This window comes from Nocardia sp. CY41, from assembly GCF_009829325.1.
In the GTDB taxonomy this organism is placed as follows: Bacteria; Actinomycetota; Actinomycetes; order Mycobacteriales; family Mycobacteriaceae; genus Nocardia.
This window is the reverse complement of record NZ_VUOS01000040.1, coordinates 1-14912: the sequence shown is the minus strand read 5'-3', so window position 1 is coordinate 14912 and position 14912 is coordinate 1. Positions and strand designations below refer to the sequence as shown.

Genomic DNA, 14912 nt, shown 5'->3' with positions numbered 1-14912 from the left:
AATGAACCGAGCACCGAGCAGAAACGGTCATGAGGCCGAGTCCGCGCGCGCTCGCGGCGGTTACGACGCGTACTTCGCACCGACGAACGAGCTGACCGACGCGGCTGTCGCACCGGGCCCCGCCGCCGAGAAGAACCAGGACGCCGACAAGTTCACCCACGTCGAACCACCGATCGGTGCACCGCGCGACCCGCAGGCGTCCGCCGCGGAAGCCGATTCCCGCTCCCCGCAGGCGGTGACGCCTCCTGCCGCCGCGGGCCCGCCACCTCGGCAGGCGAATGCGCCGACACCACAGGCGAACACGCCACCGGTGCAGACCAATGTCGCTCCGCCGCCGCCGAGCGCCCCCTCGCCGGGCTATTCGGCCGCCCCACCCGCGGCCGCGCAGCAATCGGCGCAACAGCATTCGGCACAGCAGCAGTCCGCCGAGCAGTACCGGGCCGACCATGCCGCCGCTACGCCGTCTCAGGCGATCGCGCGCAGCGAACCGACGTCCGCGAATCAGCAGTGGTCTTCCGGATCGGCCACGCCCTGGGTCCCCGAGCGCGTCGACCACTCCGCCTACGAGCCGACGCCGCGCATCGAGGTGCTGCCTGCCGCGCTCAGCTCGATCGAACTGCTCGCCGACATCTCCGCCGCGAAACGCGCGCAGCTGCGCTCCAACTCCGGTATGCGCGGCGCGCTCAACAAGGTCGGCTTCAATCTCGGACTTTCGCCTGCGGAACAGCGCGCCGAGGACCGCAAAGCGCGCATCCGGCGCCAGCTCACCACGACCTATCAGATCGCGGTGATCAGCGTGAAGGGCGGCGTCGGCCGTACCACGACCGTGGCGGCGCTCGGCTCGACCTTCGCGGGCCTGCGCCCGGACCGGGTGGTCGCAATCGATGCCAACCCGGACTTCGGCGACCTCTCCACCCGTACCTGCAGGCACCCCTACGGCCTGACCCTGCGCGATCTGGCGCAGGCGCAGAACCTCGACGCGTTCTCCGCGGTGCAGTCGTTCACCTCGATCAACTCCTCCGACCTCGCCGTGATCGCGTCGCCGTGGAGCACCGAGGCCACCGAGGCGCTGTCGGGCCGCGAGTACAGCGTCGCCGTGGAGGTGCTGCGCAAGCACTTCAATCTGCTGGTGGTCGACTGCGGGACCGGTGTGCTGGATTCGGCCACGGCGACGGTGCTGCAGACCAGCGACGCCGTCGTGGTCGTCACCCCCGCCACCGTCGGCGGCGTGACCGGTGCGGTGGCCACCTTGAACTGGCTGAGTTCGCACGGCCTGCAACACCTGATCGCGAAGTCAGTCGTCGGCATCGTGCATCACCAGCCGCTGAAGCCGACCGTCGACGTGGACGCGATCGAGAAGCTGTTCGAGACCGCGCAGCGCCCCACCTGCGTCCTGCCCTATGACGCGCATCTGGCCGAAGGCGGCGAGATCGACCTGCGGTTGTTGGAGAAGGAGACCGTGCTCGCGTTCGAAGAGCTGGCCGCTTGGCTGGCCGATGGATTCCCTGGGTACCTCTCCAGCGGCGCCGACACCTCCGGTGACCGCGGAGGGTGGCGATGAGTACTGCCGTCGCGCCCGCGCCTGCCGGGACGCAGCCGTCGGCGGAGGTCGCGCGGGCTCGCATCGCCGTGATGGTCTCCACCTATCAAGTCGACGTGGTGGTGCCGACCAAGTTCACCATCGAGACGTTCATCGATGATCTGCTGGTCGTGCTGGCCTCGGCGATCGATGACGAGAGCGTCGATTTCACGCCGCCGCAAGGACAGTGGAGCCTGGCCCGTCCGGGCGAGCTGCCGATTCCGCGCTGGCGCAGCCTGGCCGACCACGACATCACCGATGGCACGATATTGATGCTGTCGGTTGTCGAGTCGGCGGAAGTTTTCACGCCGGTGGTCGAGGACATCACCGACGCGCTCGCCTTGATCAACGAGCGCGAGTTCGCCGAATTCGACGCGAACACCGCCTCGATCGTCGGGTTGACCGCGTTGGGCATCGGAGCCTCGGCGGTGGCCGCGATGCTGGCTTGGTCGTGGACCATGACCGGTTCGGCGCTGTGGTGCGGGCTGCCCGCCCTGCTGCTGGGCGGGCTGTGCTGGGCGGGGGCCGCACTGGCCCGCCGCCGCAACGCGTCGGCCATGGTGACCCTCGGGTTGTCGTTGTCGGCGACGCCGCTGTTGTTCGCGGGCGGCGCGATGCTGGTGCCACCGGCCTACGGTCAGCCGGGCCCGTTCGCGGCCGCCAATCTGGCGGCGGGGGCCGTGGTGGCGGCGGTCGCCGCCGCCACCATGATGCGCGTGAGCGGCGTCGGCATCGCCACGCTGATGGCGGTGACGGTGCTCGGCGCCACGCTGACCGCGGCGGCCTTGCCGCTGACCTACGCGGATCTGTCCGTCGAACAGGTTGCCGGTGGCGCGGTGTTCGTCGGGATCGTGCTGCTGACCATGGCGCCACGTTTGGCGGTGGTGATCGCGCGCATCCGTCCGCCGGATCTGCCCGACCCCGGCAACGAGGTCTCACCGACGACGCTGACCGACATCTTCGACGCGGAGACGGTGCGCGAGGGGGACGAGCACACCGCGGTCGGCGAACAGCAGCGCCATGCCAACGAAGTCGGCATCGAGAGTCGCGCTCGGCTGGCGGTGACCAGCCTGCGCGGCCTGATCGCCGCGATCTCCACGGTGCTGGCGGTCTCCGCGGTGATCTCGGCCGCGACCAGCCCCGGCGGCATCCGCGAGATCGTCATGGCCGCCGCGATCGGCGGCCTGCTGGCGATGCGCGCGCGCTGGCATCCGGACCGGGTCCAGGCGATCGCGCTGATCGCGGGCTCTGCCGTGACCGTATGCGGCGTCGGTTTCAGCCTGGTCGGCGCCTACGAGACCCCGGTGGCCCGCCTCGTGGTCGGACTCGTCGTCGCGGCGGCGGCCTGCTTGGCTTGTGTCGCGGCGTTCCGGTTGCCGGGAAAGCGGCTCTCCCCGGTCACCCGCCGGGTCATCGACCTGGTGGAATACGCGCTCATCCTGGTGGTTCCGGTGATCGCCTTCTGGATCATGGGCGTCTACACCGCGATGCGAGGGATCTGATGAAGGTCGGCAGTGCCGCTGTGGCGGTTCTAGCCGGGGTGATGCTGGCAGTCACCGCCGCTCCAGCGGTCGCGCTGGAACCGCCCCAGGTCGTGGTCGGCGCGCCGCCTGCGGACGACCCGCCGGGCCCCGAGGAGCCGATGAAGCAGCAGAAAGGCTGCCTGGCCGCAGGTGTCCTGCCCGACAGCGACCTGAGCCGCACGCCGCCGCCGGAACTGGCGCTGGATCTGCGCCGCGCCAGGGCGCTGAGCCGGGGTGCCGGGGTGACCGTCGCCGTCATCGACACGGGTGTGCAGCCCCAGTCGCGTCTGCCCAACCTGGTCGGCGGCGGCGACTACCTCGCGGCCGGCGGCGACGGCCTGTCCGACTGTGATGCGCACGGCACCCTGGTCGCGGGCATCATCGGCGCAGCCTCCGATGCCACGGACGGATTCGCCGGGGTGGCGCCGGACGCGCGGATCATCTCCATCCGCACGCGTTCGGGCGCGTTCAGTCCCGAACGGCCGAGTTCCGATCCCGGTCAGCGGCTCGCCGTCGAGATCAGGACGCTGGCCAGGGCGATCACGCGCGCCGCGAATCAGGGCGCCGGAGTGATCACCGTGTCGCTGCCGACCTGTATACCGGTGGACGCGCAGGTCGACCAATCCATGCTGTCGGCGGCCATCGGCCATGCCGTCCACGTCCGTGGTGCGCTCATCGTGGCCGGGGCGGGCAACGCGGGGGGCGCCGCAAACTGCGCGCAGAATCCGGACATTGATCCGGCGCGCCCCAGCGACCCGCGCAACTGGCGCGACGTGAAGACCATCTCTACGCCGGGTTGGTTCGGTCCCGACGTGCTGACGGTGGGATTCACCACCGCGACCGGCGCTCCCATGCCGGATTCGCTCACCGGCCCCTGGGTTTCGGTGGCCGCACCGGGGACCGGCATCGAATCGCTCGGACCCGGCGGCGGTGGCCTGATCAACGGCGTCGGCGAACCGGACAAGCTGGTGCCCGTCGGCGGCGCGTCCTTCGCCGCGGCCTACGTCAGCGGGGTGGCCGCCTTGTTGCGTTCACGGTTTCCCAACGAGACCCCGCGCGAGATCGCTTCCCGCCTGCAGGCCAGCGCGCACGCGCCGGCCCGCGGCATCGACAACCTCGTGGGCGCTGGCGTGATCGACCCGCTCGCCGCCCTCAGCTACCGCACACCGCCGCAGCAACCGGCGGGCTTGTTCCGGTCCTCGGAACTGCCCATACCCGCTCCGCCGCGCGCGAAGGATCTGCGACCCGCGATCACCGCGACCGTCGTGATCCTCGCGGCCGTGCTGCTCGGCCTCGCCGGAAGCCATCTCAACTACGGGACGCGGAGGCGCCGGTGAGCTTTCCGAGCGTACGGGTCGCCGGCGTCGAGCGTGGTCCGTTCGCCGCCTTCGTCGTCGTCGGCAGCCCGCTGCTGGTGGGCCTTTCGGCCAAGACGCCGTGGTGGGTGAGCGCGGTGGTGGTCACGGTCCTGGTCGTGACGGTGACCGTCCGGGTGAACGAGCGAACCGGCATGCGCTGGCTGCTCGACTGGGTGGCCTACCGCACCGGCCGGACCGCGCGGGCGCGCGAACGCACGCAGGCCGCGAGGATCCGGGATGTGCAGGTCGCGGCCGGCGTCTGCGGTGTCAACGAGGCGGGCGACACGTTGATCGCGATGATCCAACTCGCGCCCAACCTGGACCTGCCTACCGTCATCGCCGAGCGAACCCTCTACACCGAGGACACCATCCCGGTCGACGCGCTGCTTCCGATGCTGGACCAGTTCGGCATCTCGGTCGACATCGACATCGTCACCACGGGTCAGCGAGTGCGCTCCAGCGGTAGCTACAGCATGCTGTACGACCAGCTGATCGGCACTCATCCGGTGGTCGGGGATCGGCTGACGTGGTTGGTGGTGCGGCTCGACCAGGAACGCAACCTGGCGGCGCTCAGCAAACGCGGGCCGTGCGCGGTGGTCGCGCCCAAAGCGCTGGCAAGTGCCACGCATCGCATCGCGGGGCGGCTGCGCGAGCGGGGCATCGCCGCGCACGCGCTGCCCGCCGCCGCCCTGCAGGACGCGACGCGCCTGCTGCACGCGGGCGTCGAGCTCTCCGATCTCCGGGAAACCTGGAGCAATCTGGAGTCGTCGGTCCCGGGACGGTGCGTGACCAGCTTCCTGATCGACTGGACCCGGCTCAGCGGTGTGAGCCTGGACGACTGCTGGACGTGGAACCGCGGCCGCACCACCCTCGTGGTGAGCCTGACCGACGACATGGCGGGTCCGCGTGCAATCGTCCGGTTCATCGGCCCCGCGGTCACCACCGACCCGCCGGACTATCTGCGGCTCCTGGGCGGCTACCAGTCCACCGCCCTGCTGGCGTCGTTGCCCACCGGCGCCTCCGTCCGCGCCCTGCGCGGCTTCGAGTCCGGCGCCGACATCGCACCCGACGAACTCGTCACCGACCTGGCCATCGCGATCGGCCCGAACGGCCAGATCCTCGGCGCGATCAGCGGTCAGCCGCGCCACACCCTGGCGCTGCCGCTGTTCGACCCGGCCCGGTACAACCCGCGCAGGCGCACCATCGATGTACACGCCATGCTGCCCGTCGCCCAGCAGATCATCCTGCGGGCGATGGTGGTCGGCGCGGACGTGGAGATCCACTCGGCGCGGCCGGACAGCTGGCGCCAGCTGGTGACCGCGGTCGGCGACCCGCGCTCCATGCGCTTGGCCGACCCGGGCGACGGGCACACCGGCGGACACGACGCGGAGGCGGAGCCCCCGGCCACCATCGCGGTCTTCGACCACCTGCCGCCACGTGCGTCCAGGGCGCACACGACGGTCACCATCAGCGAGCCCGGCGGTCCGCGCAGGCGTGCGGTCGATCTCGCGATCAACCAGGTCAGCGCAACCGCGGTGGACGTGAGCATCCCGATGCGCACGGTGCGGGTTGACCTCATCGAGCCGAGAGGCGAAACACGATATTTCGATACTGTCGACGGCCCGCCCGCGCATCCCGCGCAGGCATCAGGACCCGTGGTTGCACCTCCGCAACCCGGTGGCCGTCGCGTGAGCTGATGGGAGCGGTCGGTTAATGTCTATCACCGTGGTAGCGGACACCCATTCCGATGGCGGCGATCTCCCTCATCCGGACGCCGGGGACGCGCTGACTCCCAGACAGGCCGCGGCGGCGATCTTCTCCAGCCGGTTGTCGGAGCTGATCGCCGAATCCGTCGTCTCGACCGAGGACGGATCGACGCGCTCGCTGACGCTCTACTCGCTGGCGCAGCATCTGGAACTGGCCTACCCGGACGTGCCGGTGTCGCAGTCGGGTCTGTACCGGCTCATCCACGGTGACGCGATCCCGCGCTTGGATCTGGTGATCGCGCTGGCGCGGGTGTTCGACGTGCCGCCGGAGTACTTCGTGACCGAGGAGAAGAAGCGCTGATCCGGCCGGTCGTCTGTTCTCTCCAGCGGGAATAGCGACGGCTCGGCGAGTGACATGATCCGGATACGATCCGGATCATGCCCGCCGAGGACCCGGGAGATGTCTTTCTCCGTCATCGAGGTGCGGTCCTCGACGCACTGCTCGCCGATCCTTCGCTCGGGCCTTCCGCGACGCCGTCCACCGTCGCCGCGGATTTCGGCGCCGAACCGGTCGACAGCGCGGCGATCAGCGTCCCGTCGCTCGGTTTGCCGGATCTCGACTCGCAGCCGCGAGAGGCCGGGCCGCGGCGTCGCACCGGTGACGGCCCGAAGGCCAGCGAACGAATCCTGGCGCTGCTGAACGGGCAGGCGCAGGACTCCACCCCGGCGATGGATTTCGCGAACGACTACTCGTCGGTCGCCGCGAGATCGAACGCGGAGGCCACACCGGAACCGGAGCCGGAGCGTCCGTCGACGGCATCGGCCGACCGGCTCGCCCCCGCGCAGCAGATGGCGAAGGATGCGCTCGTCCAACTGCGCAAGCCCAAGGTCGCGCTGATCGTCGCCGCGGTGCTCGCGGTCCTGCTGGTGCTGCTGTTGATCACCACGGGCGGCCAGGAGAACACCTCGCAGAGCCAGGTGCTGGTCGTCACGACGCCGCCGAGTACCGCCGCGCCGTCGACCTCGCCCGCGCCACCGGCGAGTTCGATGATCCAGGTGAAGTCCGCGGACTCGAAGTGCCCGCCGGGCAGTACCTCGGCGATGGACGCCTTCGGTGCGCAGACCGGCAAGGCGTGGTCGTGCGTGCGGGCCTACAAGGTCGACGGTCAGGTCATCACCATCGATCTGGGCAAGACCTACCAGATCGATTCGATCGGCATCGTGCCCGGCTGGGATCACATCAGCGCGGATGGCACGGATCAGTGGGCCAAATACCGCACCGTCAGCCGGGTTTCGTACATGTTCGATGACAGCAACAAGACTGTCTACACGCAGCCGACCCTCGACCAGCGGACCCTGGTGGTGACCAAGATCGAGCCCGCGGTGAGCGCCTCGAAGATCGTGCTGACCGTGCTGGAGTCCAAGGGCGATTCGACGATCAACACCACCGCGATCTCCTCGATCGTCATCACGGGGCGCTGAGGTGTCCACACTGCCCGAACTGGTCTGCCAGTACTGCTCGCACCGCAACACCGGCGCCGATGCGCGCTGTGCGCACTGCGGAGCGCCGCTGCACACGGCCGTGGACAAGGTGAAGTCCGTCGCGGAGAAGCTGCCCGCCCAGGTCGCCGAAGTCGCCGAGAAAGCGGGCGGCGAAGCGAAAAAGTTCGTGGACAAAGCGTATCCGCGCTGGCAGTGGCAGGCCGTCGGGGTGCTCGCGCTGCTGATGGTCCTCGCCGCGATCTGGGGGGTGCGTTCCTGTTCGCTGTCCCTGCCGTCGACAGTGCAGGGAACGGCGCCGGTGCGAGCCATGCCGGATCTGCTGCGCACCTCGGCGATCTGTCAACCGCTCGACTCGGGCGGGCAGCGGGAGAAGTGCGTCATCACCGCGACCGACCCGATGTTGTTCGGCAACATCGCCGGCGGCCGTGACCTGACCTTCTACGTCGAAGTGCTACCGCAGGATCGATTGGTCGACAGCATTTCTCGATGGCGCGGCGCGGGAGGAGCGGCCCTCGTGGACGGTCCCGTCTATGCGGCGATCGGCCCCTCGGCAACCGTCTGGTACGCGGACACTCGGACGGGTCTGCGATTGGAGACGGGCACCTTCGCCGGTCGAACCGGTGCCCAGACCTTCATGTCGCGGGCAGGACTGGTCCGCTGACGTAACAGCGGCCCTTCCGCCGAGCCCCGGAAAATCCCTGATCCGGGCGGCGTAACCCATGTTCGTCCAGGCAGATTATTGTTACACTGTTGATTGTGCCGTTATCCAGCGGTACGTTATGTGAAGTACGAAACACGTACGAGCGCAGTTCTCGGGAAGGCAACGGATCGATGGTGGCAACCACCCAGCAGACGATTTCACCGAAGCGGTTCCGCGATGATCCGACCGATCTGGAGGCGGCCTATTTCCGGTGGATCCAGCCGGGATCCTCGGCGTCGGCGATCACGGATCGGGCCGAGCGGATCTTCCGGCAGCACTTGGAGTTGGCGGCCACCCGCGCGCCCGGTTCGGCGACCACCATGGTCTACCGGCCGGACGACAGCGCCGGGGTCGGCGCCGCGATCCAGATCGTCAACGACGACATGCCGTTGCTGGTCGATTCGGTGACCGCGGCGCTGCGCCGCCTCGGCGCGACGGTCACCGAAGTCGTGCACCCGGTCTTCGACGTCTCGCGTGATGTGGACGGCCGCGTGCTGTCCATCGCGCCCCGGGACGGCGTGACCGAGCCCGCAGGGGAAGCCGACGGGCGAACGCTGCGCGAATCGTGGATCCACGTGCAGCTGGGCGCGGGCCTGTCCGACGAACTGGTGGACCGGATCGAACAAGCCTTGCCGCCGCTGCTGGCCGACCTGCGGCGGGTGGCCGACGACACGCCGACCATGGTCGAGGTGCTCAATACCGTTGCCGATCAGCTCGATCAGGCCGCGCAGTGGGCCGGTGACGCGGAGATCCCGCAAACCGCCGGGCTGTTGCGCTGGCTGTCGGACGGGCATTTCACGCCCCTCGGGTACGGCTACTACCACTTCCGCCGCTCCGCGCCCAGCGCGAACGCCGACTTCGAGCCGTGGCAGCTGCCCGGCACCGGGCTCGGCATCCTCGGCAACGGCGCCGACGCGGACATCAGCGTGCCCGTGGTGGGCGCGAAGCGCACGGTGCTGCGGATGGCCAACGGCTCGGTCGACTCGCTGCTGCCGGGATCGCGGGACCTGTACTTCATCAGCGTGGCCGATTACGGCGCGAGCGACCCGAGCGGCCGGGCGGCCTGGGGCGACACCGTCAAGATGGTGAAGGGCGAGCACGTCTTCGTCGGCACCTTCACCGTCGCGGGCCTGCACGAGAACATCCTCGACATCCCGGTCATCTCCCGGCGGGTGCTGCAGGTCATCGAATGGGCGGGCTTCGGCCTCGACTCGTTCTCCGGGCAGGCCATGCTGGAGATGCTGCAGTCGTTCCCCCGGGTGGAACTGTTCTCCACCGATGCGCGCAGGCTGTTCGAAACCGTCTCCGCGGTCATGAATCTCGGGCTGCGGCGGCAGGTGCGGCTGTTCATCCGGCGCGATTCGCGCAGCGACACCATCTACTGCCTGGTCTACATGCCGCGCGACCGCTACTCCACCGAGGTCCGCGTGCGCATGGGCGAGATCCTGCGTGAGCAGTTCGACGCCGAGCAGATCGCGTACTCGGCCCGGGCCACCGAATCGGAGCTGGCCGTCGTGTACTTCACCGTGCACCGGAAGCCCGGCGCCGAGGCCGCCGACATCTCCGAGGAGAATCGCGAGCGGATCCAGGAGCTGCTGCTGGCGACGACGTGGACATGGGGCGACCGCCTGGTCGCCGAGGCCGCGGGTGTAGCCGACGTGCCGCAGGCGCTGGTCACCGAGTACGTCGCGGCCTTCCCCGCCAGCTACCAGCAGGAGCACGAGCCCGCGCACGCGCTCAGCGATCTGCGCAGGCTCGAGCGGCTGGCCGATGGCGCGATCGATACCGATTTCTACCGCCAGGGCGACTCCGCCTCCGCCGAATGGCGCTTCACGCTGTACGTGGCGGGCGAGGGTGTCTCGCTGAGCCGGGTGCTTCCGGTTCTGCACAGCCTCGGCGTGGAGGTGGTCGACGAGCGGCCCTACCGCATCGTGCTGGCGGACCGGCCGGACCGCTGGATCTACGACTTCGGGCTGCGGGTGACCGCGGCGCCGCTGCGCGAAGCGCTGGCCGCCGAGCCCTCCGCGCAACTGGCGCACTCCGTCGACGCCACGTCGCTGCCGGAAACCAGTGTGCGCCGGCGTTTTCCGGACGCGGTGACCGCGATGTGGTTCGGCCGCGCCGAAGTCGACGGCCTGAACGAACTGGTGCTGCGCGCCGGTCTGCACTGGCGTGAGGTGGCCTTGCTGCGTGCCTACGCGAAGTATCTGCAGCAGGCCGGATTCGCCTACACGTTCGGAAACATCACCCGCGTCTTGCTCACGCATCCGGCGACGGCGCGCTCGTGCCTCGACCTGTTCGCCGCGTACTTCGACCCGGACGGCGTCGGCACGCAGGCCACCGACCGGGCAGCGGAGATCGCCGCGCGGGTGCAGGACGAGATCGACGCGGTGGTCAGCCTGGACACCGACCGCATCCTGCGCGCCCTGTTCGGCCTGATCGAGGCGACCCTGCGGACGAACTACTACCGGCGTGACGAGGCGGGTGCCACGCTGGACTACCTGTCGGTCAAGCTGAATCCGCACGCCATTGCCGAATTGCCGAAGCCGAAGCCGCAATTCGAGATCTTCGTCTACTCGCCCCGAGTCGAGGGCGTGCATCTGCGGTTCGGTTCCGTGGCGCGTGGCGGCTTGCGTTGGTCGGATCGGTTGGAGGACTTCCGCACCGAGATCTTGGGTTTGGTCAAGGCGCAGGCGGTGAAGAATGCCGTGATCGTGCCGGTGGGCGCCAAGGGCGGCTTCGTGGTCAAGCAACCGCCCGCCGCCACGGGTGACCCGGTCGCGGACCGGCAGGCATTGGGCGCGGAAGGCGTCGCGTGCTATCGCACGTTCATCTCCGGCCTGCTGGACGTCACCGACAACGTGGACCGCGCTACCGGTGAAGTGCTCCCGCCCGCGCGGGTGGTGCGCCGGGACGGTGACGACACCTACCTGGTCGTTGCCGCGGACAAGGGCACGGCGACGTTCTCCGACATCGCCAACGACGTGGCGCAAAGTTACGGCTTCTGGCTGGGTGATGCGTTCGCTTCGGGTGGTTCGGCGGGTTATGACCACAAGGCGATGGGCATCACCGCCAAGGGTGCGTGGGAGAGCGTGAAGCGTCATTTCCGCGAGATGGAGATCGACACCCAGACCCAAGACTTCACCGTCGTCGGTATCGGTGACATGAGTGGTGATGTGTTCGGCAACGGGATGTTGTTGTCGGAGCACATCCGGTTGGTGGCTGCGTTCGACCATCGCCACATTTTCTTGGACCCGGATCCGGATGCGGCGCGTTCGTATCGGGAGCGGCAGCGGATGTTCGCGTTGCCGAGGTCGTCGTGGGCGGACTACGACACGTCGCTGATCAGCCCCGGCGGCGGCGTCTACGACCGCTCCGCCAAGGCGATTCCGGTGACGCCGGAGGTGCGCGCGGCACTCGACCTGCCCGCGAATGTGACCACCTTGTCGCCGCCCGAGATGATGAAGGCCATTCTGCTGGCCCCGGTCGATCTGCTGTGGAACGGTGGAATCGGCACCTACGTCAAGGCGAGCACCGAAACCAACGCCGAGGTGGGCGACAAGTCCAACGACTCGGTCCGGGTGAACGCCGACAAGTTGCGGGTCAGGGTGATCGGGGAGGGCGGCAACCTGGGCGCGACGGCGCTGGGGCGGATCGAGTTCTGCCGCAACGGCGGACGCATGAACACCGACGCGCTGGACAACTCGGCGGGCGTGGACTGCTCCGACCACGAGGTCAACATCAAGATCCTGCTCGACGCCGTCGTCTCCAGCGGAGAGCTTCCCCTCGCCGAGCGCAATCCGCTGCTGGCCTCGATGACCGACGAGGTCTCCGATCTCGTGCTGCGCGACAACATCTCGCAGAACTTCCGGCTCGGGATGTCGCGGGCCGACGCGGCGGGCATGTCCGGGGTGCACGGCAGGATGATCAACGACCTCGAGCAGCGGCGCGGTCTGGACCGCGAACTGGAGGCGCTGCCGACCGAAGCGGAGCTGGCCCGCCGCGCCGCCGATGGGACCGGGCTCACCTCGCCCGAATTGGCGAATCTCATGGCGCACGTGAAGCTCTCGCTGAAGGCCGACCTGCTGGCCGGCGATCTGCTCGACAGCGCGGCGTTCGCGTCGGTGCTGCCCGCCTACTTCCCCGCCCCGCTGCGGGAGCGGTTCGCAGCCGCCATCGGCAGGCACCCGCTGCGGCGGGAGATCGTGGCCACCGTTGTGGTCAACGAGATGGTGGACTACGGCGGGATCACCTATGCGTTCCGGCTCGCGGAAGAGGCCGGGGCAACCACCGACGACGCGGTGCGCGCGTACAAGGCCGCGGTGGAGATCTTCGATCTGCACGCCCTGTGGCAGCGCATCCGGGAGACGCCGATGTCCACGGCGGCCCGCAACGAACTGGAGCTGGAGACCAAGCGCACCTTGGACCGTGCGTCGCGCTGGCTGCTGTCCAACCGGCCGCAGCCGATCGCGATCGGCGCGGACATCGCCAGGTACCGCGACGGCGTGCGCGCCCTGTCAGGTCAGGTGCCCACGTGGCTCACCGGCTACCTCACCGACGATCTCGCCGAGCGTTCGCGGCGGTCGATCGCCCGTGGCGCGCCGCGGGAGCTGGCCGAGGAGGCATTCGGGCTGATCCACCGCTTCCCGCTGTTGGACGTGATCGACCTGGCCGACATCGCCGAGCGCGACGCCGCGGAGGTCGCGGTGCTGTACTACGCGCTCAACGAGCACTTCCAGATCGAACGGCTGCTGACCGCGGTCGGCAAGCTGGAGCGCGGCGGGCGCTGGCGGGCGCTGGCGCGTCTGGCGGTCCGCGAGGACCTCTACGATTCGCTGCGGTCGCTGACCCTCGACGTGCTGACCGCGAGCGAGCCGCAGGACAGCACCGCCGAGAAGATCGCGTACTGGGAGTCGACCAACCGGTCGCGGCTGGCCCGCGCTGGCGCGTCGCTGGCGCAGATCTTCGCCGCCGAGACGCATGATCTCGCGGCGCTGTCGGTGGCGGCGCGGCAGGTGCGCGGCATGGTGAGCGGCGGCGAGTCGACGGCGTTGGCGCCGACGATCGCGGGCTGACCCGGCCGCACGATGCCCGGAGGCAGACGCTCGGCGTCAGCCTCCGGGCATCGGCGTTCCACAGTCGCCGCAGAACTTGGCGGCGGGCGTCGTCGGCGCGCCGCAGCTCGGGCAGTGCCGTGGCTGCGGCGCGAGACGCGCTCCGCAGTTCATGCAGAACTTGGCGCCCGCCGGATTGGCGGACTGGCAGGCGGCGCACGTCGTCTGGGCGGTCTCCGGCGCTGCGGCGGGCAATTGCGGCGCGGGGGAGGGGGCCGCGACCTGGTGGCCGATGGCGTTCAAACTCAACGCCGCGCCCAGGAACCCGCCTTCGACGCCGTGGTGGCCGCGCGCGAACCCTTGGCTCGCGCCGAGTGCGAGTTCGCCCGCGGCGTAGCGCTGGAAATCACCCGTGAGGCTGATGTACTTGACGTCCTTGGCCAATCGCTTCAGCCGGTCGGCATCCTCCGGCGCCAAGCTGATGTCGAAGTTGCCCATGCGGGGGATCCGCAGCCCGTACTCGTAGAGCGCGGTGTTGGTCTGGCGCATCACCGCGTGCTCGATCGGCTGCAGTTGCGCCGAGAGCCCGAGCACGGGCCAGTCACCGCGCGCGACCCCTTGGGTCACCGCGATCTTCATGGATTTGAGCAGTAAGTCGGCGCACCAGTTCTGCACTCGATCCTGGTCGGTGAGATCGGCGGTGCCCGCGAGCGCGGTGAGCAGCTCGGCCGGGTCGCGCACGGTCAGGGCGAATTCGCCGAAGACGCGCAGGGTCACCACCTGCTCGCTGACCGGATCGAGGATGTCGTCCAGCCGGCCGCCGAAACGAATGCCAGGGAACTCTCGCGTGGAGACGAAATACAGCTCGGCGCGGTAGTAGTTCCCGCCGGTGAGGGTGTCGACGAGCGCGCCGAGCACGGGGAGCTCGTCGGCGTCGATGCGGTGGCGTCCCGGGCCCATCGCGGCCACCACGCGCCCGGATTTGACGAAAAGGGCGAGCTGATCGGCATTGACCAGCGCGCGGCTGTAGCGGCGGATGTTGACATCCGGCCACTTGTAGACCAGCTGGTTCTTGCGGTCCTCGGGGACCGCGATGAATTCCCGCTCGAACCAGGCCATCCGCGCTCCCTCATCGTCCTATTTGTCACGTTCAGCGTACCGATATGCGGTGGCACGATCAACGAATCCTGCGCTGATCGCCGCTGCTCGGACGCCCTTTCCTCAAAATCATTGATGTCCAGCGTGTTACAAGTCGCGATCCGCTATTGAACGTGCCGCTATCTAACGGTACATTGAGCGAAGTTATGATCGCCGTCACCTGAAAGGCCATCGCCATGACCACAGTTCGACCACCAGCGGATGCGCCCGCGCAGGCTGCCGCGCTCGAAGACGAGGACTCGGGCTACCACAAGTCGCTGCGCCCGCGTCAGCTGCAGATGATCGCGATCGGTGGGGCGATCGGCACCGGCCTGTTCCTCGGCGCGGGTGG

Annotated in this window: 9 protein-coding genes and 1 pseudogene; 9 read left to right on the top strand and 1 reads right to left on the bottom strand. The window is 69.1% G+C overall.

Features of this window, described 5'->3' with window-relative positions:
- The first annotated feature begins 1 nt into the window (after position 1).
- The 8 genes from GVY64_RS33210 to GVY64_RS33175 all read left to right on the top strand — a co-directional run bounded on the left by GVY64_RS33210 (position 2) and on the right by GVY64_RS33175 (position 13444).
- Positions 2 to 1561 (top strand): MinD/ParA family ATP-binding protein, encoded by a 1560-nt coding sequence (locus GVY64_RS33210; protein WP_159850093.1) that lies wholly within the window; start codon positions 2 to 4, stop codon positions 1559 to 1561.
- Positions 1558 to 3081, top strand: coding sequence for a type VII secretion integral membrane protein EccD (gene eccD / locus GVY64_RS33205; protein WP_159850091.1), 1524 nt, complete (start codon positions 1558 to 1560; stop codon positions 3079 to 3081). Before GVY64_RS33210 ends, eccD begins: the two co-directional genes overlap by 4 nt.
- Positions 3081 to 4439, top strand: a complete 1359-nt coding sequence (mycP, locus tag GVY64_RS33200; protein ID WP_159850089.1) for a type VII secretion-associated serine protease mycosin — start codon at positions 3081 to 3083, stop codon at positions 4437 to 4439. The genes eccD and mycP overlap by 1 nt, the downstream gene beginning before the upstream one ends.
- Entirely contained in the window at positions 4436 to 6157 is a 1722-nt protein-coding gene (gene eccE / locus GVY64_RS33195; protein WP_159850087.1) for a type VII secretion protein EccE, read from the top strand. Before mycP ends, eccE begins: the two co-directional genes overlap by 4 nt.
- Positions 6158 to 6173: 16 nt before the next feature.
- Entirely contained in the window at positions 6174 to 6527 is a 354-nt protein-coding gene (locus tag GVY64_RS33190) for a helix-turn-helix domain-containing protein (protein WP_063024976.1), read from the top strand.
- A 77-nt stretch (positions 6528 to 6604) separates the two neighbouring features.
- A complete protein-coding gene (locus tag GVY64_RS33185; RefSeq protein ID WP_159850085.1) occupies positions 6605 to 7648 on the top strand; it encodes a discoidin domain-containing protein in 1044 nt (347 codons plus the stop codon).
- 1 nt (position 7649) lies between these two features.
- Complete coding sequence (locus tag GVY64_RS33180) at positions 7650 to 8330, top strand: hypothetical protein (RefSeq protein WP_159850083.1); 681 nt, start codon at positions 7650 to 7652, stop codon at positions 8328 to 8330.
- A 170-nt stretch (positions 8331 to 8500) separates the two neighbouring features.
- Positions 8501 to 13444 (top strand): NAD-glutamate dehydrogenase, encoded by a 4944-nt coding sequence (locus GVY64_RS33175; RefSeq protein ID WP_159850081.1) that lies wholly within the window; start codon positions 8501 to 8503, stop codon positions 13442 to 13444.
- A 36-nt stretch (positions 13445 to 13480) separates the two neighbouring features.
- Here the strand turns inward: GVY64_RS33175 and GVY64_RS33170 are convergent, their stop codons facing one another.
- Positions 13481 to 14542 carry an SPFH domain-containing protein gene (locus tag GVY64_RS33170; RefSeq protein WP_159850079.1) on the bottom strand — a complete coding sequence of 354 codons (1062 nt, stop codon included), beginning with the start codon at positions 14540 to 14542 and terminating at the stop codon, positions 13481 to 13483.
- A 215-nt stretch (positions 14543 to 14757) separates the two neighbouring features.
- On the opposite strand from GVY64_RS33170, the pseudogene GVY64_RS33165 reads away from it, so the two are divergent.
- A pseudogene (locus GVY64_RS33165) lies at positions 14758 to 14912 on the top strand (amino acid permease); the annotation flags it as partial.